Origin of the sequence: Deinococcus sp. (assembly GCF_018260405.1) — a bacterium.
Lineage (GTDB): Bacteria > Deinococcota > Deinococci > Deinococcales > Deinococcaceae > Deinococcus.
This window is the reverse complement of record NZ_JAGLBG010000019.1, coordinates 1,356-21,471: the sequence shown is the minus strand read 5'-3', so window position 1 is coordinate 21,471 and position 20,116 is coordinate 1,356. Positions and strand designations below refer to the sequence as shown.

Sequence of the window (20,116 nt, the reverse complement as noted above, 5' to 3'; positions counted from 1 at the left end):
AAATACGCCTGAGAAGCGGCTATTTCCTTTACTGTTACGCTTACTATGACGCATTCGGGGCCGCTGGAGGTTCCGGCAGGGCCTCGGTGGTGTGGAGCAGCCGGGCATCGACGGCCAGCTGGCGGCCTGTGCGGACATACATCGGCACGAAACGCCGCTCCCACAGGATTTCGCTACTGTGATAGCTGACGCGGGCCTGCACTGGCTGCTGCGAAACCTCGTCGGTCGCGCGGAAGATCACGATAACCTCGGCGTCGTGGGCCGCGAGTTCGGCAGCGTTCAGGCGCGTGAAGAGGCTTTCGGGGTCACAGGGATGCACCACGGTCCAGGCCAGCGGAAAGAGGGTGACCTGTGAGCGTTCTAGCGCCAGGGGCACAAACTGGCGGTGCTGGGTGTGTTCCGCGTTGTTCAGTGAAGGATTGGCCCGGTTGCCCGTTTCGTCCCACTCGTCTTGGCGCAGGGTCAGCACGACCTCGACCGACACGTCGATCAGTTCGCTGCGCCGCCCGTTGACCATCCGGAACATCAGGGCGCGGCCTCCCTGGTAGGGTGCGATGACCGCGTGATCGCTGAACAGTACCCGGTGGTTAGCCTGCGAGAACCGCGCGAACAGCATCCCCGTTAGCAGAGCCACCGCCACCAGCCCCACGAACGCTTCAAGCGTCACCGCGAGATTGGCGGCGGTGGTAGCCGGGTAGACATGTCCGAAACCGATGGTGCCAAAGGTCTGCACCGAGAAGAAGAAGTCGGTGGCCAGGCGGCTGCTTTCCAACATCGGGCTGTCGCTGAGGGCACGCGGCCCCAGCGCAAAGTAGATCAGCGCGAACAGCCCGTTGAGCAGCAGGTATACCGCCAGCGCCCAAGCGAAAAACTGCGGCCAGGGCAGCGCCAGCAGGACGGTGTAGGGGTTGTAGGCGCTAAGGCCCAGGCCGGTGCGCCGCGAGTTGAAGCGCCCGTCGCGGTGAATAAAGCGCGACTCGCCCTCGAAGGTGCCGGAGAGTCCCAGGTCGTCGCTGGGCTGCGTGGAAGTGGCCTGCTTTGAAACGGACGGTGTGGAGGCCGCTACACGCTCTGACTCAGGCGTCGGAGCTATGACTGTTGCCCCCGCAGGATTTCAAAGGTGCCCCTCAGTTCGTAGGCCCCTAGCGCGGCGGGCAGCAGCACCGTGTCGTAGGGCCTGAGCGTCAGTTCGCCCGCTGCCGTGCTGAGCCGCGCCTCGCCACTTTTTACGGTCAGGACGTGAAAGCCCTGCCTGGCGGTGTCGCCGCCGACCGGGTGCGCGGCGTCGCCCTGGAGCTGCTCTAGCCGGAAAAATTCGCACTCGGCCAGCTGATCGGTTGCGCCGGGCTGCGGAGGGTGCGCGGGGGTGAACTTGGCCTGGCCTGGCTGCGTGACCTGGGCGCTTTGCTCAAGGTGCAGCTCGCGCCCCGCCGACGCCGGACGGTCCCAATCGTAGACGCGGTAGGTCGTGTCGCTGGTCTGCTGGATTTCGTAGATCAGCAGCCCCGGCCCCAGCGCGTGCAGGGTTCCGGCGGGCACCATCAGTGTTTCGCCCGCGTGAACGGCGCTTTCCTGGGTCACGCCGGACACGTTGGCGCTTAAAATAGCCTGCCGCACCTGCTCGTCGGTGACGCCTGCGCGGGTGCCTGAGATCAGTTTTGCGCCCGGTTCCGCCCTGAGAATGTGCCACGCCTCGGTCTTGCCGTTCTCATCCGGGCCGACCATTTCCCGCGCCTGCTGGTCGTCCGGGTGAACCTGCACACTCAGCCAGTCCTGGCAGTCGAGCAGCTTAAGCAGCAGCGGAAAACGTCCGGCTTTGCGGGCTGCTACGTGACCCTCGCCGAGCAACTGGGCCGGGTACTCGCAGGTCAAATCGGCCAGAGTGCGCCCGGCGAACGGCCCGGCTACGACCGGCTGATCCTCGTGCAAAATCCACGCCTCGCCGATGAGCTGGTCACTGCCTGGCAGAAGCTGACGCCCCCCCCAGACCCGTTCCTTGAAGGCCGGTTCGAACTGGAGGGGGGCACGGAGTGCATCGGAGAGGCTCATGGGGGCAGTATAAAACGCGCCCGCCAGATGAAGCTCAGCGGTCAGCCCGATTGTAGGGGCTGGTGTCCCCGTGGTTGGCATAGCCGCCGTATTTGAACCCTGACCGAAGAGAGAAGCCAAAGGTGGTGGCTGGGAAAAGTGTAGGTCATCTGCGTGCTTTGCCCGGATGGTCGGAACTGGAGCTGGCCGTGACTTATACGGACTGCCAGTTGATTCGGTGCAATCCCAAATCAATCCGAGCGGACGCGAGTAGGAACAACATGCGGACTTTGCGGTGACGGATGTCACGCTCCGGACTTGCAGAGCTGCGTACAGAGGCTCGGGAGGTGTCTTCCCGGGCAACACGGATTTGCTTGAGCAAGCCTGACCGCTTCTTGGTCAGAACGGCACCCAGGATGGGGCCTGATCGCTCCCGACTGCGGGCGGAATTGAGCGCAGTTCGCGTAGGGCACACTGCGCCATTCTGTCGGACGCGGCTCAGGGGGAGGTGAAACGCCGGGCAGCCTTGCTGAATGTGGGCGGGTATTCTGGAAGCGAACATTTCTTTGCTCGTTGGATGACCAAGAGGAATTTGTCTTTGCTAGACGGCGAAAGTCGCAAAAACGGAAAGTGTTCTTTACGTAAAGAACGGCCCCGCGCTCCCCCAGTTTCAGCTCAGGACTTACGCGTTAGTCACTCGTCCTCTGGAAGTTAAACTAGATTGTCCAGTGCTAAGACGGCTTCGCTGCCGTCCCAATCTCTCTCGCAAGCAGGGAGAAGCTAACAACGGCTTGCTGGACGTACTCTGAATTGAGTTCGCGTCATTGCTAAGCTTTCACCCGCCGATGAAGGCGCTGGAGTTCTTGCCCAGCTTCGCGTTCGGGAGAGGTCATCCAGATGGTCGGGGAACAGTTTGGCGTTGCCGCCTAGCACCACGCTGTCGGGCAGCAGGGCTGCCGTGAATGGCCCAATCACCTTGACCACCTTAAGCGGCCACTTTTGCTTGCCTGCTTTTTCCAGCCCACGCAGGCCCCCGTAAATCCTCGTAGGTGTGCTTACGGGGCAAGCCAGCCAGTTCGGGCGGCTTTCACAACGGGCCAGGGTCGAAAAACCGTGTCTGCAATGCACCTTAAAAAATTTTCCAGGCCTATACACACATCCTAGAGTCTGGCGTCCAGCGCCGTGCGGGGGTGACCGCCTGCCTGCGCGAGCAGTGCCTGCGCCCCGGCAGCGTCCACGCCCCGTAGGAGCATCACGATGGCCGTTTTTACGCTGCCGCCCGCTGCATTCAGCGCCGTCTGGGCAGTAGCGGCGTCGGCGCCAGTGGCGTGACACACCAGCCGCACGGCCCGCCCGCGCAGCTTTTCATTGGTCGCCTTCACGTCCACCATCAGATTTCCATAGACCTTGCCCAGGCGCACCATCACGGCGCTAGAGAAGGTATTCAGTGCGATCTTCTGGGCCGTGCCCGCTTTGAGCCGCGTGCTGCCGCTGATGACCTCGGGGCCGGTATCGAGCAAGATGGCGTGCTCGGCAGCGCTGAGGATTGGTGCTCCCGGATTGTTCGCCAGCGCTACGGTCAAGGCCCCGGCTTCTTGACCCGCCTCTAGCGCACCCAGAACATAAGGCGTCGAGCCGCTGGCCGCCACACCGATCAGCACGTCGTCGGGGCCGATCTTCACGGCCTGCACGTCGCGCTTCCCGGCCCCGAAGTCGTCCTCCGCACCCTCGACCGCCTGCCGGATGGCCCGCTCACCGCCCGCGATCAGTGGTACGGCGCGTTCACTGGGCCAGCCGAAAGTCGGCGTCAGCTCGGTGGCGTCCAGCACGCCCAGCCGCCCGCTGGTTCCCGCCCCAGCGTAGACCAGTCGGCCGCCGCGTTCCAGTCGCGTGACGGCGGCTTCGACGGCTTTAGCCAGTGCGGGGGCCGCCGCCTGCACCGCCTGCACCGCCCGCAACTGGTCGTCGGCAAAGGCCCGCACCAGCGCCTCAGTGCTTAAGAGGTCGAGGTCGGCGGAGTCGGGGTTGACCTGTTCGGTGCGGCGGGTGTCGGTCTGGGTCTGGTCGCTCATGGATGCTCCAAGAATAGCGGCGGGGTGTCTACCAGAACTACGAGATCGCGCCGGTAGACAACGAACCGGACTTAGAGCATTTTACAAAAAGGTGGTGCTCTCCTGACCATCTTTTTGCCGAGTGGAACGAGTGAAAGAAAAAGAGCAGGACGTAGAATGGCAGAACGTAAAATGAACGGGGCGGCGGTGTTTTTCCGACGTGCCCATCATTCGGAGAACTGCTCTAAGTCCTCCCCGTGGCCCCCGGCTGCCGGGTACAGTTCCGGTCATTCAGGAAAAGCATCCAGATGACCTGCACCCTTCTCGGCCACTAGCTTTGGCTGCTTCCTTCGCTCGGGGTTCAAGGGTTCGAACAGCCTCTCATATCGGCTCCGATTAGAAATGGTAGAATAGGGCATTAAAAAGCTCTATATGACTGTTGAATTCAAGCACGCCCCCCAAGACTTTTGGGACATCTATCGGCGTAGCACTTGTGCTGTAGAACGCCGACGAGCACAGTTTCTAGCTCTACTCGCTGAGGGCAGACCCGAAGCAGAAGTGTTTGACCTTACCAGGTATTCCGTGAACCCAGCACGTCTCACCGTCCGGCGCTATCACGAACTGGGCCTGGCTGGTCTGCGTGATGGTCGCCACGATAACCAGGGAGCGCCCACGATACTGACGGCTACTGAGCAACAACGTCTTGCGGCTCAGCTTCAAGAGGATTTTGGTCAAGGCGTCCTGTGGGACGGTAAAAAGGTTCAACAGTGGGTAAAGCAGGAATTCGGCAAAGAAGTCTTCCTGAGCAGGGCCTACGAGTGGCTGAACGCTGCTGGATTCTCAAAGCAGAAAGCGCGTGCCCGACCTACTGGAAGCAGTGATGAGGCAAGCGAAGCGGTCAAGACAAAGTCCTAGGGGGAGAAGCTTTGCCAATCGGCGCCGCTCTATCCCCGCGTCTTGCCCTGATTGATGGACGAACATCGTGTGCGACTCCTCCTGATATTCGCCGCGAGTTGGGCACCCACGGGACAGACTTCCAATCCGTCCAGTCCATCCTCTCGCAAAATTGAGTTATACGGATTCCGATTGATTCGGTGCAGTTCTGAATCAATCCGAGCGGATGTGAGTAGGAACAGCATACGGGTTTCGCGGTATGGAGCCACAGACGGCGATTTTCCGACTGTGGCGGAATTTAGCGGAATCCGTATTATACGGACTGCGGTCTTCCCGACTGTGGCGCAGTGGAGCGGCAGTCCGTATTACACCCAGAGCGGCGCGGGCGTCACTTTTCCGGCGCTGACCGCCCAGCGTGCCCCGGTGGTGTGCGGCAGGGTGTTGGCCCAGCCCTGGGCGCGGCAGTAGCCCAGCAGCGCGAACGCCGCCGCCTCGCGCGTGGCCTCGTTGAAGCCCCGCGCGGCCCAGCCGACTTCGGCGAACGTCCACAGCGGAACGGGGGAGAGGGCCGCTGCCAGCTCGCGCAGCAGTACCGGATTGTTCGCGCCGCCGCCCGCCACCACGACCTCGTCGGGCGGGGCAGGCAAGAAGCGCAGGGCGTCGGCAATGGTGCGGGCGCTCAGGGCGGTAGCAGTGGCCGCGAGATCGGCGGCGGCCAGTGGAGAAGAGGAGAGGTTGGGCGTTCCCAGCCGCGACAGGCTCCAGACCTCGCGCCCGGTGGCTTTTGGCGGTGGGGCGGCCAGTTCGGGATGGGCCAGCCAGTGTTCTAGCGTCGCTTGATGGACCCGGCCAGCCGCCGCCAGTTGCCCGCCCAGGTCACAGGTTTGCCCGGTCAGCGCCGCAATTTCGTCGAGCAGGCAGTTGCCGGGGCCGGTGTCGAAGGCGATGACGCCAGAAGCGTCCATACCGGAAGCGTCAAGCCCCGGCAGATAGGTCAGGTTTGCCAGCCCGCCGATGTTCAAAACCACCCGCCGCACGTTGCTCTCCCCGAACAGCGCCCAGTCAGCGAACGGCACCAGCGGGGCACCCACGCCACCCGCCGCCATATCCGCCGGGCGAAAATCGGCCACGACGGGCCTGCCGCAGCGCTGCGCGATTACGGCGGCCTCGCCCAGTTGTAGGGTGGCGGGCCGCACCCAGCCGCGCTCCGGCGTCACGCGGGGGTGGTGCTGCACCGTCTGCCCATGCGAGGCGATCAGATCGGCGTGCGGGGCCAGCGGCAGGGCGGCTTCAGCCAGGGCCTCGCCCAGTTGCCAGTGCAGCTGCGTCAGCGCGGCGGTGTCGGCCTCGCCGCGCATGGCCCGCAGCACGACTCCGCGCAGTTCCGGCGCAAACGGCGTAAAGACGTGCTCGACGACCTGCCCACGCGGGGCCGCGCCGCTGAGGCGGGGAAAGGGGAGAACGCTGCCGGGCGCGGGCCAGCCGCTCAGTTCAAGCAGCGCGGCGTCTATGCCGTCGGCGCTGGTGCCGCTCATCAGGCCCAAAACCCGTGGGGCACGGTCGCCCGCAGAAAACGCAGTTGCCTTGAACGCGCCTGCCTTAAACGTGTCTGCCATCTGTACCGACCGTAACACTTTTGCCGTGGAGAGCAACCGCAGAACTGCGGAAACCGGAGTTGCAAGTGCAGGCCCGCGCGTACTAGGGTGCGTACAGTTTGCACAATTCCCGGAGGTTTATTCCATGCTCAAGCGCACTTCTCTTCTGCTTCTCGGTCTGGCCCTACTTGGCGGCGCGTCGGCGGCCCCCAAAAAATTCACCGGCTATGGCCCGCTGGGCGTGGTAGACGGCAAACGCGGCGGCACCTACACCCTGCCGCTGGGCGACAGCCCCCAGAGCCTCTTTTATTACGGCGTGATCGACAACAATCTGGGCCTGATTTCCCAGCAGCTGTTCGACGGGCTGGTCGAATTCAACCTCGTGACCTACAAGATCGAGCCTGCGCTGGCCGAAAGCTGGGTGGTGGGCGACGGCGGCAAAACCTACACCTTCAAGCTGCGCCAGGGCGTCAAATGGAGCGACGGCCAGCCGCTCACCGCCGACGACGTGGTGTTTACCTACAAGAATATCGTCATGAACCCCGAGGCGCGGGCAGGCGACGCGGGCAACTTCAAGCTCGGCGGGCAGGACATCACCGTCAGCAAGGTCGACCAGAACACCGTCAGATTTACGCTGCCGCGCCCAGCCCCGGCCTTTTTGCTTCAGCAGCGTTATTTCATCATGCCCCGCCACAAGCTCCTCAAAAACAGCGTCGAGGGCGGGGCCAAGCCCGGTGACATCAACTCGGCGTGGCCCACCAACGTCAGCCCGGCGGAGGTCGTGGGCACCGGCCCCTTCAGGCTCGGCAGCTATAGCACTGGCCAGAAAGTCACGCTGCTTAAAAATCCGAACTACTGGAAGGTCGACGGCAAGGGCCAGCAACTGCCTTACCTCGACAAGCTCGAATTCCTGATTATTCGTGATCCGCAGGCCCAGGTCGCGCAGTTCCTGAGTGGCAACCTCGACCAGATTAACCTGACCGGGGCGCAGTTTCCCGACCTCAAGCAAAAGGAAGTGAATGGCGCGCCCTTCAAGGTGATGCGGAGCACGGCGCTGTTCGGCAGCCCGCCCTTCTTGGCCTATAACTTCGATGCTAAAGACCCCGCGCTCGCCAAACTGTTCAGCGACGTGCGCTTTCGCAGGGCCATGCAGAGTGCGGTCAACCGCCCGCGCATCATCGAAACGGTGTTCAACACGCTGGCGACCCTGCCGGGGCACGGCGTCGCGCCCGCCAACAAGGCGTTCTACGCGAACACTACCCGTCAGCTCGGCACCTTCGACCTCGCGGCGGCGGACAAAGCCCTGGACGCCCTGGGCCTGAGCAAGAAGAATCCCGCTGGCCTTCGCCTGCTGCCCAGCGGCAAACCGCTTGAATTCGATATGGCTTACGGCACCGACAGCAGCGTGTATCCGGCCATCGCCACCATCTTGCAAAGCGACTTTGGCAAGGTGGGCGTTAAGGTCAACCTCAAGGGCCTCCTGAGCAGCAAACTGCTTTCGACAGGCATGAGCGGCGACTGGGAAACCATCGTCCACGCGTTCGGCGACCAGCCCGACCCCGAGCTACGTAAACCGATCTGGCAGCCCGGCGGCAGCCTGTACTACTGGCACCGCAGCCTGCAAGCCGCCAAAGACGGCGACCCGGCCACCGTGAGCAAAATGGCCCCCTGGGAAAAAGACATCTACACCATTTTCAATCAGGCGGCAGTGACCACCGACCCGGCGCAGCGTAAGGCGCTGTATATCCGCTGGCAGCTGCTGTTCGCCCAGAACCTGCCGGTCACACCCATTGCCAAGCCTGACAACCTCGGCGCGGTCAGCAACAAGTACGGCAACTATGTGTATAACCTTGGCGTCATCCCAGGCTACAACCCGGTGCCACTGATCTACCAGAAGTGACCTCAACGGTCGCCGCCCGCCTCATAGCGTGGTCACGCTGCCCCCCAGCACCCGGGCGAGCTGAGCGGCGCGGCCCAGCCGGACATGCCCGGTCTCAGTATCCACCACGGTGCAGGACACGCCCTGTAAGCTTGCCGCCGACGTCAAGGCATCGGCCCAGGCGTCGCTGCCCGCAGAAAGCGGCACATTAGCCCGGCCATCGGTGAACAGCACCAGTTCAGCGCCGCGCTGCCCACGCAAAACTTCGGCGGCCAGTTCCAGCGCGTGGGCCAGCGGCGTGCGGCCACCTGTTGGCACCAGCCGAACCGCTTCCTCGGCGGCTTGTCTATCGTCGGTCCAGTCGAGGTTTAGCGTGGCTCCGGTGCCCCGAAAGACGATCAGGGCGACCCGGTCGCGGCCCCCGCTGCCCCGTTCCAGTACGTCCAGCATGGCAGCCTTGACCGCGCCCATGCGCCCCGCCGCGCCCACGCTGCCGCTGCTGTCGGCCACGAACAGCACCCGCCGCCCGCCCCGTTGCTCGTAGACCGGGGTCTGAAAATCGGTGCGGGTCACCGAGAATTCGCCGGTTCCGCTGCGCTCAAGGGCGGCCCGCAGGGTCGAGGGAAGGTGCAGGCGTTCCGGGTCGGGGTCGGCAACGGTGCGGGTCAGCCGGGCACCTTGTCTGTCAGCCGCATGTGTTCCGGTACTGCCGGGCCGGAGGTCCAGCGGCGCGGCAGCGGTAGGCACAAAGACTTCCTCACGGCTGGGCGGCCCAGCTAGTGCGGGTTCATCCTCGGGGGGCGGTGCCAGTGGGGATTGAGGCGGTGAAGATTGAGGCGGGGGCGGACTCTGGCGTGGGTCGCGGCGGTGATTAAGCACCAGCGGGGCGACGGCCTCCACATCCGACCACTGCACCTGCAAACGCCCTTCTAGTGCGGCGTAAGCGCGGGCGGCGCGGTGCAAGACCAGATCGGCCCGCAGGCTCCGCACCCCTGCCGCGCCAGTCAGTTCGGCGATTCGGGTCAGGAATTCGCCAGGCAGATGCACCTGCGCCGCCAGAGTGCGCCCAGTTCGCAACTGTTCCCGGAGCTGTTCCTGCGCCCCTTGCCACTGCGCCGCAAATGTGGCAGCGTCGGTCTCGAAGCTGATACGGCGGCGCATGATTTCGGCACGCTGAACCGGGTCGAGTGGGGCCAGCACATCGGCGCACAGGCCAAAACGGTCTAGAAACTGTGGGCGCAACTGCCCTTCTTCGGGGTTCATGCTGCCAATCAGCGCGAACCGCGCCGGAGCCTCGGCACTAAGGCCGTCGCGCTGCACCCGCACCACACCCATCGCGGCGGCGTCCAGCAGGACGTCCACCAGGTGATCGGGCAGCAGGTTGACCTCGTCTATGTAGAGCAGCCCGCCGTGCGCCTGCGCCATCAGGCCGGGCTTGAGCCTCACCTCACCCCTAAGTGCGGCGTCGAGGTCAAGCGTGCCCAACACGCGGTCTTCGGTCGCGCCTAGCGGCAGGTTCACGAACTCACCGCCCGGCAACAGCGCCCCCAGTCCCCGCGCCGCCGTGCTTTTGGCCGCGCCCCGGTCCCCACGAATCAGCAGGCCGCCGATTTCGGGTGACACCGCCAGCAGCGACAGCGCCAGTAACAGCTGCGGCTGGTGGGCCACTGCGGCAAGTGGATAAAGCGGTTGCGAAGGGAGTGCCTTTGGGATCTTTGGCTGTGGAATGTGTGCCTGTGAATCTGTTGTGCTCACCGTTTGCCCCCTAGGTACATTGGACTTAGAGCCTTTTGCAAAAAGACGGTGCTCTTTTGACCATCTTTTTGCCGAGTGGAACGAGTAAAAAAAAGAGCAGGACGTAGAATGAAGGGGGGCGGCGGTGTTGTTCCGACGTGCCCATCATTCGGAGAACGGCTCTAACATTAGGAGCTTTTGGAGTAGCGCCGAAACCTCTTCCTTCCCGGTACAACGTACTTCTGACGGTTCCCGCTCTGCTCGGTTCCCCTGAAGATTAACTTCGGTGTACTGAGTTATACGGACTGCGCTCAATTCTGGTATCCCCGCAAAAGCACCAGATGCGCCTCTGCCCGCAGCTCCTGTTTGGCTTCTCGTTGCACTTGGGGTAGAGGTGATGTCCTTTTTCCCCGGCAGGCTCTGAGCGGTCAGCAGGGCAATCAGCAGGAATGAGGGGGCGCTCACTGGACGGCTCCCAGGTCAGCCCGGATTAGGGCCGACACAGTCAATACCGTGACTTCAAAAGTCCAGCGGTAGCGCCAGCCCGCGCCCTGCCGAGTGAGATACGGCTCTAGCGCGTCCAGCACTTCATTTTCAAGCAGCGGTAAGCGGGTCAGCGCCAGTAGCGCGGGTGTATTCGGCAAAATCAATTCACGCTGCTCGGTGATGTGCTGCACGCCATACTCCCAGCTCAGCGCCCTCAGAGCCTCGCGCAGCAACGTCGCCCGCCCCGGCTTCGGATTTCCCGCCAGCGAACGGCGCAACTGCACATGCGGGCTGCCTATGCCGTCGTCTTCCAGCAGATAAAAACGCTCTCGGCTCAGCTGGCGAATGGTGTTCAGCGCCGAGCGCAAATCCGGCTGATAGGCCAGCGACCACGCCGACAGCGCCGCGTCGTGCGGCGGAACGTGCGCGGGGGCGTCTTGCAGCGGGCAACACACGGTTTTTACGTTCGGCGGCGGAGCCTTGGCTTGCAGGCGGGCCAGCATCTCCGGCGAGTAGTCCAGCGCGGTGACGTGTGGCACACCTTCCGCCAGCGGCAGCAGCAGTCGGCCCGTGCCTGCGCCCACTTCCAGCAGGCTCTGTGCGCCGCGTAGCTGCTGACTCAGCCAGCGCACCGTGTTCGGCAGGGCGGGCTGCGAGTCGTCGTAGTCGGCGGCTTTGGTCTGCCAGAAGGCGAGGTCGCGCCCGGCTTCGTAGCGCCTGGAGCGGGCCGAAAGAACAAGGTCGCGCCAGCGGGTAAAGGGGTCAGCGGTCACCGGGCACCGTCTAAAAAGGGGAGGAAGTCTAAATCCTTGGGTTGGGCACCCGAGGGCAAATAGAGGCTGCTGTCGTTGCGGGGCTGTTGGAAGTAGCTGTACGCTTTGGTCTGGCCTATCTGGCAGGTGTGGCTTGTCTGGGCTTTTTTGCACTCCACCCGGTAAGGCGTGCCGTCCAGCGTCCTGAGTTCCCCAGTTTGCAAGTCCCCAAGGGCAAATGCATGAGCCTCAAAGAAGCGGCGGCGCAGGTTGGGGTCGTTGGTCAGGTCACCCACCGCCCGGCCACGCTTTGCCAGATAGCGGGCGAGTTCGGCGCTCAGGTCGCGGTCTCCGGTGCCGCCCGGCATCAACACCGTCAGCGGGCCTTTAAACCGCCTCGCTTCTATCCACAGGGCTTTGCCCGCGACATCTTCATGCCCCCGGCGGCGCAGTTCCAGATACTCCCGCGCGTCTCTGGGCGCGTGTAAATCCAGCCCCGCCTGCCAGATGTAACTGCCGACCAGCCCCACCGGAACAAGCAAGATAACCGCGCCCAGCGCCCAGAGCCAGCCTTCAGCGGCCACGTTCCCCCCGCTCTTCCAGCAGTCCTTCGCTCTCGGCCAGCAGGTTTTGCAGCGCGGCCAGGGTGTCCGGCGCGGCGTCCCACATGCCCCGCTCCTGGGCTTCTAGCAGCCTGTTTGCAATCGCGTTCAGCGCCCACGGGTTGCTCTGCTTCAAAAATTCCTGATTCTCGGCGTCCAGCGCGTAATTCTGCGCCACGCCCTCGTACATGAAGTCGTGGGCAATTTGGGCGGTGGCGTCAAAGCCAAACAAATAATCCACGGTGGCGGTCTGCTCCAGGCCGCCTTTATAGCCGTGCCGCCGGATGCCTTCCAGCCACTTGGGATTGACCACGCGGCTGCGGTAGACGCGCAGGGCCTCTTCCTTCAGGTCGCGCACCCGCGCCCGCTCCGGGTTGGCGCTGTCGCCAAAGTATCCACGCGGCTGCACGCCGCTTAGCGAACGCACCGAGGCCATCATCCCGCCGAAAAATTGCAGGTAGTCGTCACTGTCAAAGATGTCGTGCTCACGGTTGTCCTGGTTGTGCAGCACTAGTTGGGTCTGCGAGAGCCGGGCGCGGAAATCCTCGCGGGCGTCGGCACCGGCCTCGGCGGCGGTGTAGGCGTAGCCGCCCCAGTTGACAAAGGTGGTGGCAAAGTCGGCGTCGGTCTGCCAGTTGCCCTCGTGAATCAAGTCTAAAATCCCCGCCCCATATGTTCCCGGCGCACTGCCGAACACGCGGTAGCGGGCGCGGGCCTCGGCCTCCTCGGGGGGTAGGTCGTTCAGGCGGCCTTCGAGTTCGGCCAGATAATGCTTACGCGCAAAGTTCTGCTCGGGGTCTTCATCGGCGTGCATCGCCAGCGCAAAAGCCTCGTCCAGTAGGGCAATCAGGTGCGGAAAGGCGTCGCGGAAAAAGCCGGAGATGCGTACCGTCACGTCTATGCGCGGGCGCCCCAGTTCGGAAAGGGGCAGCAACTCCACGCTTTCCAGGCGGCGGCTTTGCGGGTGCCACACGGGTTTGACCCCCAGCAGCGCAAAGATTTCGGCGAGGTCGTCGCCCTGCGTTCTCATGTTGGACGTGCCCCACACGCTGATGGCGACGTGTTCGGGGTACGCGCCCGTTTCCTTTAGGTGGCGGGCCAGCACTTCCCGCGCCAGGTTTTGCCCGACCTGCCACGCCGCCGCCGAGGGCACGGCGCGGGGGTCTACGGCGTAAAAGTTGCGTCCTGTGGGCAAAATGTGCGCCTGCCCGCGTGACGGTGCGCCGCTTGGCCCCGCCGGTACGTAGCGCCCCGAGAGGCCCGCCAGCAGATTGGAAATTTCCTCGTCAGTGCGCTCAAGGTTGGGTTTCAGCACCTGGCAGGCATAGTCCAGCGTCTGCGCCAGCGTGCCGTAGCTGGTGCGGGGTCCAAGAGTCAGGGTCAGCACCTCGGGGAGGGCAGCAGAGTCGTAAGCGTGGTCGGCCAGCGACTGGTAGAGGTGCAGCGCGAGTTCGTCCAGCAGCTCCAGGGCGTCGCCGTTGGTCTGCACGGGGCGGGCGGCGAGTTGCGACAGGGCGGCGTCTCCCTCTAGTCGCTCGCCCGGCGCGTCAAGTAACCCCTCTAGATTCAGCCCCAGCACCCCAGCCAGCCCCGCGTGCAGGCCCGGCACCTCCGCGTTGCTTAGCCGCGTCAGCGCCCGCAGCATTTCGGGCATCTGCTCGCCCTGCGGCGGCAACCCCAGCGTGTGCAGGCCGTCTCTGATTTGCGCCGCGCCCAGTTCGCACAGGTAGCCGTCTATATCTTCAAGCAGGTGCGCCACGTCGCTGCCCGACATCTCGGCAATGGTCAGGGGAACGCCGTCCCCCGCGTCGGTGTCGTCCCACTCGTGAACGTGGTCGCCGTGGTTGCGGGTCAGCATGGTGTCCAGATCGGTGCCCAGGTTGGTTTTTTGAACCAGCTCCCAGATTTGGCCCTGGAGCAGCGGCAATTTGCTGGGGTCGAGCAATTCCAACTGGTAATACTCGTCTACCAGGGCGGCCAGTTCCGCGAGCGGGCCGTAGGTGTCGGCGCGGGTCAGCGGCGGCGGCAGGTGGTCAAGAATGGTGGCGTGGGCGCGGCGTTTGGCCTGGGTGCCCTCACCAGGGTCATTGATGACAAACGGGTAGAACAGCGGCAGGTCGCCCAGAAAGCTGTCGGGGAAACACTGCTCGCTCAGGCCCACCCCCTTGCCGGGCAGCCATTCCAGCGTGCCGTGCTTGCCGACGTGAATCATGGCGTCTGTGCCGAAGCCGCCCAGCGCGGTGGGTTCGCGCAGCCAGCGGTACAGCGCGTAATAGTGGTGGGTGGGCGGCAAGTCCGGCGTGTGATAAATCGCGTCGGGGTCCATGCCGTAGCCGCGCGGCGGTTGCAGCGCCACAAAGCACTTGCCGAACTGCATCCCCGCGAGGCAGATGTGTCCGTCGTGAACGTAGGCTTCACCCGGCGGCTTCCCCCACTGCTCCTGCATACGCCGCTGCTGCGAGAGCGGCAGCTCCCCGAACCAGCCCGCGTACTGCTCCGCCGAAATCCGCACGGCAGCGCGGGCCAGTTGCCCCGGCGTCATGACCGTAGCGTCGTAGTTGCTGCGCTCGATCAGTTCATGCATCAGCGCGTCGGACGACTCGGGGAGGTCGCCCACATCGTAGCCGTCGGCCCGTAGTGCCCGCAGCAGCCGCAGCAGCGAGGCCGCCGAGTCCAGCCCCACCGCGTTGCCCACCTGCGAGGCTTTGGACGTGGAATTGGTGAACACGAAGGCCAGGCGCTTGTGGCTGTTGGGCTGGTGGCGCAGGCGGGCGAGGCGCAATGCTGTGCCTGCCAGCCGCGCTGTGCGTTCGGGGTCAGCCATAAGCCGCCGCGCCTCGCCGTCCTGTTCCTTGAAGGCAAACGGCACCGAGATGATGCGCCCGTCGAATTCCGGAATCGCCACGTTCATGGCGGTGTCCAGCGGGTTCAGGCCGCGTGCGCTGGTGTCCCAGGGGCCGCGTGCGCCGCCCAGCGTGAGGCCCTGCACCACCGGCACATTCAGCCGTGACAGCGCCGACACGCCCGCGCCCGCCTCGGTCATACCGCCCGTATTGACCTCGCCCATGGCAAAGGAAAGGGTAGAGATGAGAGCAGAGATGCGCGGTGGCGGCTGTGAGCCATCGTTTACACCGAAAAACCCGAACGCCTTGGGCATCCCGGCCCCGTCTGTATCCTTGAGTGAGGTCGTAAAAATCGGCAGTACGTCGGCTCCGGCCTCGTCGAGCGCCTGAATCAAAGAGTCAATAAAGGCCGTGTTGCCGCTAAGGGCGTGGGCGCGGTAAAACAGCACGCCGACAGCAGGGCGCTGTGGGTCGCGCAGCCGCTGCCAATCGTCAAGCGTGGCGTTTTCGGGCAACTGCGGGTGATAGAGGCCGTGCTCGGGCAGGGCCAGCGGCGGCAGCGCTCCGTACCCGGTCATCCGCAGCGTGTCCGAGAGTGAGAGCAAAAGCTCGCGGGTGTTTTGCCAGCCACTTGCCGCGAGGTAGGCCAGGGCGGTATCCAGTGCAGGCAAAGGCGCAAAGCTCAGGCGGGCCAGTTCGGGGTCGGGTTCGTTGGTACCGCTTAGCACAATCAGGGTCTGCCCGGCCTTGCGGGCGTGATCCCGCAGCATCTGTGCCCCCGGCACCGCGCTGAACTGGCCGTGAACCCGCATGATCATCACCTCGGCGCGGCCCACGTCGCCCGCCAGCAGGGTCGCCATCTGCGCCTCGCCCCGCAGGCGGCCCAGGTTGGCGCCGGTCACTGGCCCAAAATCGTCCGGCAGGCTCTCGCGGGCAGCCCGCAGGTTCAGCAGGTCGGTATCGGCGTGCGAGAGCAGTGCAAACCCGTGCAGAGCGTCGGGAATGGTGGCGGCAGACTGCTCGTGCTCTCCCGCCACCGACCCCGACGCCGCGTCCCAGGCGTAGTAGTTAAAGGTGTACTCGATAAGCTCGGGCGGCACCGGCAGAGCACGGTCGGCCTCCAGCATCGCACAGATGTAATCAAAGATTTCGCGCACCAGCCACGCATCGTTGACCGAGTGAAACCACACGTCGTAGCCGTCGAAGACCAGGTGGGCCACATTGTTCAGGGCGCAGGGGCCGAGGCAGCCGCCTTTGGTCAGGTGAACCTGGTTACGCATCTTGCGCCGCTTCCATTCCTGCGTGTAGGCGTCGGCGGGCGCGGCGGGGTAGCCCTTATCGGTGCGCCCGCAGCAGCAGCCGTGAAAGCAGTAGGTCAGGTGGCCGCGCTTGCGAACCACGTTGATGGTACGGCCATCGGCGCGGGTAACGCGTTGGCGCGAATTGGGCAGGCGCGAGTTGACTGTGCGCGGCGTATCCGGCATCAGGCGCGGCTCCGGCGGCGCAGCCAGACCTGTGCGCCCAGATACAGCGCCAGTGTCAGCCCGGCCAGCCAGAACCCCAGCGGCGACACATCCACGTTTTGCAAAACAGCCAAGGCCCGCCCAGCCGCTGGAAAATGTTCTGCGGCCCACTGCCCGAGTGTGACCAGCCCGATGACCAGCGCGATTAGGCCCGATAGCCCCGTGACCAGCAGGTTATAGGCGCGTTTTTTGCCGGGGTCGTGCAGCGCCCATCCATACGCGTGGGTCATCACCACACCGTCTATGGTGTCCAGCAGCGTCATGCCGGAGGCGAACAGCAGCGGCAAAGCCAAAATGCCAGCCCAGCCCAGCCCCTGTTGCCCAGCTTGCCCAGCCAGCGCCAGCAGCGCGACTTCCGAGGCGGTATCAAAGCCCAGGCCCATCAGAAAGCCCAGCGGGAGCACCTGCCACTCCCGCCCGACCAGCGCCATCAGCGGCCCGATGAACCGCGCTAGCACGCCGCCGTGATGGTGCGGGCGATCCTGACCTGTTCTGAGCAACTGGCCCGCACCGTACAGGTTGACCGTCGCCACGATCAATAGATACCCCCCGGCGACCAGCGGCCCCACCCAGCCCCCAAAAGTGCTGATGCTGCCCTGCTGCGCCAGCAGCTTTTTGCCCACCACAGCGGCCATCAACGCCATTAAAAACACCATGCTGGAATGACCCAGGCTGAAAAAAAGGCCGACTCCGTGGGCTGGGCGGCGCAGGCTCAGCAGTTTACGCACCGTGTTATCGATCACCGCGATATGGTCGGCGTCCCAGGCGTGGCGCAGCCCAAACAGGTAGGCGGTGAGGCCCACCCCCCACAGCACCGGAGCGTGCAGCGCCGCCGGAACCCACAGCGCCAGTGCCAGCAGGTGCAGCGCGACCACCACCACGAAATAAGGCAGGCCCCGGCGAGCCGTTTCGGAAACTGTCAGGGGAAGGGCAGCGGAAGAGGAAAGTTCAGTCATGGCACCTCGGGCTGGCCTGGCTCAGCCGGGTGCGTCGGGAACGCGGCGGCGCGTGGGCACACCGCTTACCCCTGACGCGGGGGTAAGGAAACCTAACTGCCCTGGGTCGGACTGTGACCGTGGCGCGACCGTGCCGGACTTGCACCGGACTTCCAGAAAAAAGGCAGTAAATCAGACGCTCTGACTCAGGCCGCAGCTTAGCAGAGGTGCCCGGCTCTGAACCGGGCAGCCAGGCCGCCTTCAAACAACCTTCATATGTGAACCTGGTACAGGCCCCAAAAAAGGCGATTTCATTCTCTCAGCGGGCCTTGAAGTTAATGGCAAGCATGAAAAAAGGATCCGGCGGGCTAGACCCCCTTACCCTTCTTCGCTCTACCTTCACAGATTGGTGGTTCTATTCAGATATGAGCCAGACTGCCAATCTTCCACCAGACCCCAACGGCTTACCGCCTGCCCCGGTCCCTGTACAGACTGGAACCGTGCAGAGCCAGACTGTGCAGCCCGAAACCGTGACCCAGACGGTGACGCCTGCCCCTCAACCGCCCCGGCGCGGGCTGCTGCGCTGGATTCTGATTCCACTGCTCATCGCGGGCGTGGGCTTTGTGGGCTACCGCCTGGGGCAGACCGCCACCACGTCCCAGGCGGGGGCCAGCAGCATGGGGGGCGCGGCCCAAACGGGCGCGGGCGCGGGCACAGGCGCAGGCAGCGGCACCACAAGGCGGCACCGATCCGCCGAAGTGGGCACCGGATCAGGCACGGCGGCCAGCGGCGCAGGGGTGACCGGAGCCGCCACGGGGGCCACAGGCGCAGCAGGCGGCTTTACGGGCGTGGTGACGCCGGTGCAGGCCAGCGTCGCCCAGGCCGGGTCGCTGAGCACCGAGCGCCGACTCGCAGGCACGGTCAGCCCTGCCCAGACGACCACGGTCAACACCCAGGCCGCGGGCACCGTGACCGCGATCAACAAGAACGTGGGCGATCAGGTCGGCGCGGGCCAGACGGTGCTGACGCTGAACAATAAAGACCTGGCCTCCAGCGTGGACGCCGCCCAGAACACTCTCGGTACGGCGCAGGCCCAACTGGACGCGCAGCAGGCGCAGATAGACGCGGGCACCGCCAGCCTGCAACAGGCGATCACGGCGGCGCAGGCTTCACTGGCGAACGCGCAGAGCACCTACGCGGCCAACCAGAAACTGTACGAAGTGGGGGCCATTGCCAAAGCTACCCTTGACGCGCAGGAGGTGCAGGTGCAGAGTGCCCGCAACAGCCTGATCATCGCCCAGACCAATCTGGCGACCAACACCCGCACCAACAACTCGGCGCTGATCACCGCCAGACTGAACGTGCAAAAGGCCAAAATTGCGCTGGCCCAGGCCCAGAACGCGGCGGGCAACGCCAGGGTAACGGCCCCCTACGACGGCGTCATCACGGTCATGAACGCCGCCCAGGGGCAGTACCTGAACGCCAACGCCGCCGCCTTTACGCTGGTCAGCACCGCCCAGCAGGTCAAGTTCAACCTTCCGGCCACCGAAGCGGGCACCCTGCCGGTCGGGGCCGAGCTGACCTATGTGGTTGGGCAGCAGAAGTACCCCATCAAGGTGGTTCAGAACGCGGGCGGCGGCTCGGGAAGCGTGCCCGTCACGGCCAAGTTCACGGGCACGGCCCAGGCCCCGCAGGGCAGCGTCGGCTCGGTGGTGTACACCGCCACGGTCGCTAAAGGCATCCTGGTGCCCAGCACGGCGCTTCAGGTAGACGGCACCACCACTTACGTTTTTACCATCCAGAGTGGCCAGGCCAGGCAGCATAACGTGACCGTGCTGGGGCAGGCCGGAACGCAGTCGGCGATCAGCGGAATAGAGGCCGGGACGCAGGTCATCTCGCAGCCGCCGACGGGCCTGCTCGACGGGGCCAGCGTGACCACCAGCGCCCGCACCCGTTCGCGATCAGGCCGTGCCCAGGGCGGCCCTCCCGGAGGCATGCCGTGACGCGCCAGCTAGGCCAGAAAATCTTCGACCGGGTCAATCCGCTCGTCGGGTTCTCGGTTTCGCGCTACGTGTTCTCGATCGGGATTTTCGTGGGGCTGGTCGTCTTTAGTGTCGTCTCGATGCAGTCGCTGGGCGTGGACCTGCTCCCGACGGTCAATATCCCGGTGGTCAACATCAGCACGGGTTACACCGGAGCCAGCCCCGCCTCGGTGGATACCGACGTGACGCAGGTCATCGAGACGGCGGTGGCGCAGGTACCCAACGTGACCACCGTCAGCTCGACCAGCAGCACCGGCCAGAGCCGCGTGACCCTGCAACTCGCTGACGGCACCGACCAGAACTCTGCGGCCAATCAGGTCGCCTCGCTGGTGTCGGCGGCGACCCGCCAGCTGCCCAGCGGGGCCGACAGCCCCAGCGTCCGCACCTTCAACCCCAACGCCAGCGCGATTCTGGAATTCGGGGTTGCGGGAGGCACCGCCAGTCAGGCCGAGGTATACGACTACGTGAACAATCAGCTGCTGCCACTGCTTCAGCGCGTGGCCAGCGTGGCCGACGTGTCGCTCAGCGGGGGCACGCAGCGCAGCGTGTCGGTGCTGCTCGACCCCAACAAGCTCAGCAGCTATGGGCTGAATCCGCAGGTGGTTTCGGGGGCCATCAGCGGCAGCAACGTGAGCAGTTCCATCGGCACCATCTCGCAAAACGGCAACAGCTTGAACTACACCACCAATTCCAAACTGACCGACCTGGGCCAGATCGCCAACGTGATCGTGGACAGCACGAAGGGTGTGCGC

13 protein-coding genes are annotated in these 20,116 nt (G+C 64.6%); 4 read left to right on the top strand and 9 right to left on the bottom strand.

Translation table 11 applies throughout. The features are described from left to right. Window positions 1-43: 43 nt before the first annotated feature. From QZ269_RS04210 to murQ, 3 genes are all read right to left on the bottom strand, one after another. On the bottom strand, window positions 44-820 hold the full coding sequence (locus QZ269_RS04210; RefSeq protein WP_367272207.1) for an ion channel: 777 nt from the start codon (window positions 818-820) through the stop codon (window positions 44-46). A gap of 269 nt (window positions 821-1,089) precedes the next feature. Beyond that, complete coding sequence (locus QZ269_RS04205; RefSeq protein ID WP_291424626.1) at window positions 1,090-2,049, bottom strand: type I phosphomannose isomerase catalytic subunit; 960 nt, start codon at window positions 2,047-2,049, stop codon at window positions 1,090-1,092. A 1,139-nt stretch (window positions 2,050-3,188) separates the two neighbouring features. Further along, window positions 3,189-4,100 carry an N-acetylmuramic acid 6-phosphate etherase gene (gene murQ / locus QZ269_RS04200; protein WP_291424624.1) on the bottom strand — a complete coding sequence of 304 codons (912 nt, stop codon included), beginning with the start codon at window positions 4,098-4,100 and terminating at the stop codon, window positions 3,189-3,191. A gap of 411 nt (window positions 4,101-4,511) precedes the next feature. On the opposite strand from murQ, the gene QZ269_RS04195 reads away from it, so the two are divergent. Further along, entirely contained in the window at window positions 4,512-4,994 is a 483-nt protein-coding gene (locus tag QZ269_RS04195) for a winged helix-turn-helix domain-containing protein (protein ID WP_291424622.1), read from the top strand. A 344-nt stretch (window positions 4,995-5,338) separates the two neighbouring features. Here QZ269_RS04195 and QZ269_RS04190 read toward each other — a convergent pair whose 3' ends face one another. After that, window positions 5,339-6,589 (bottom strand): anhydro-N-acetylmuramic acid kinase, encoded by a 1,251-nt coding sequence (locus QZ269_RS04190; protein WP_291424620.1) that lies wholly within the window; start codon window positions 6,587-6,589, stop codon window positions 5,339-5,341. A 124-nt stretch (window positions 6,590-6,713) separates the two neighbouring features. Between QZ269_RS04190 and QZ269_RS04185 the strand changes: the two genes are divergently transcribed. Continuing rightward, window positions 6,714-8,468: an ABC transporter substrate-binding protein gene (locus QZ269_RS04185; protein ID WP_291424618.1), complete on the top strand. Its 1,755-nt coding sequence runs from the start codon at window positions 6,714-6,716 to the stop codon at window positions 8,466-8,468. 21 nt (window positions 8,469-8,489) lie between these two features. Here the strand turns inward: QZ269_RS04185 and QZ269_RS04180 are convergent, their stop codons facing one another. The 5 genes from QZ269_RS04180 to QZ269_RS04160 form a co-directional block, all read right to left on the bottom strand. Further along, window positions 8,490-10,115, bottom strand: a complete 1,626-nt coding sequence (locus QZ269_RS04180; RefSeq protein WP_291424615.1) for a VWA domain-containing protein — start codon at window positions 10,113-10,115, stop codon at window positions 8,490-8,492. 527 nt (window positions 10,116-10,642) lie between these two features. After that, complete coding sequence (locus QZ269_RS04175) at window positions 10,643-11,440, bottom strand: bifunctional 2-polyprenyl-6-hydroxyphenol methylase/3-demethylubiquinol 3-O-methyltransferase UbiG (RefSeq protein ID WP_291424613.1); 798 nt, start codon at window positions 11,438-11,440, stop codon at window positions 10,643-10,645. Next, on the bottom strand, window positions 11,437-12,003 hold the full coding sequence (locus QZ269_RS04170) for a hypothetical protein (protein ID WP_291424611.1): 567 nt from the start codon (window positions 12,001-12,003) through the stop codon (window positions 11,437-11,439). Before QZ269_RS04170 ends, QZ269_RS04175 begins: the two co-directional genes overlap by 4 nt. Beyond that, window positions 11,993-16,348: a cobaltochelatase subunit CobN gene (locus QZ269_RS04165; RefSeq protein ID WP_291424609.1), complete on the bottom strand. Its 4,356-nt coding sequence runs from the start codon at window positions 16,346-16,348 to the stop codon at window positions 11,993-11,995. The genes QZ269_RS04170 and QZ269_RS04165 overlap by 11 nt, the downstream gene beginning before the upstream one ends. After that, the gene (locus tag QZ269_RS04160; RefSeq protein ID WP_291424607.1) at window positions 16,348-17,343 is read right to left on the bottom strand and encodes a high frequency lysogenization protein HflD; all 996 of its coding nucleotides are present in this window, start codon (window positions 17,341-17,343) and stop codon (window positions 16,348-16,350) included. Before QZ269_RS04160 ends, QZ269_RS04165 begins: the two co-directional genes overlap by 1 nt. A 404-nt stretch (window positions 17,344-17,747) precedes the next feature. On the opposite strand from QZ269_RS04160, the gene QZ269_RS04155 reads away from it, so the two are divergent. Continuing rightward, window positions 17,748-19,325, top strand: coding sequence for an HlyD family efflux transporter periplasmic adaptor subunit (locus tag QZ269_RS04155; protein ID WP_291424605.1), 1,578 nt, complete (start codon window positions 17,748-17,750; stop codon window positions 19,323-19,325). Beyond that, window positions 19,322-20,116, top strand: a 795-nt coding sequence (locus QZ269_RS04150; protein WP_291424603.1) for an efflux RND transporter permease subunit, incomplete at its 3' end; no start/stop codon positions are given. The genes QZ269_RS04155 and QZ269_RS04150, both read left to right, overlap by 4 nt.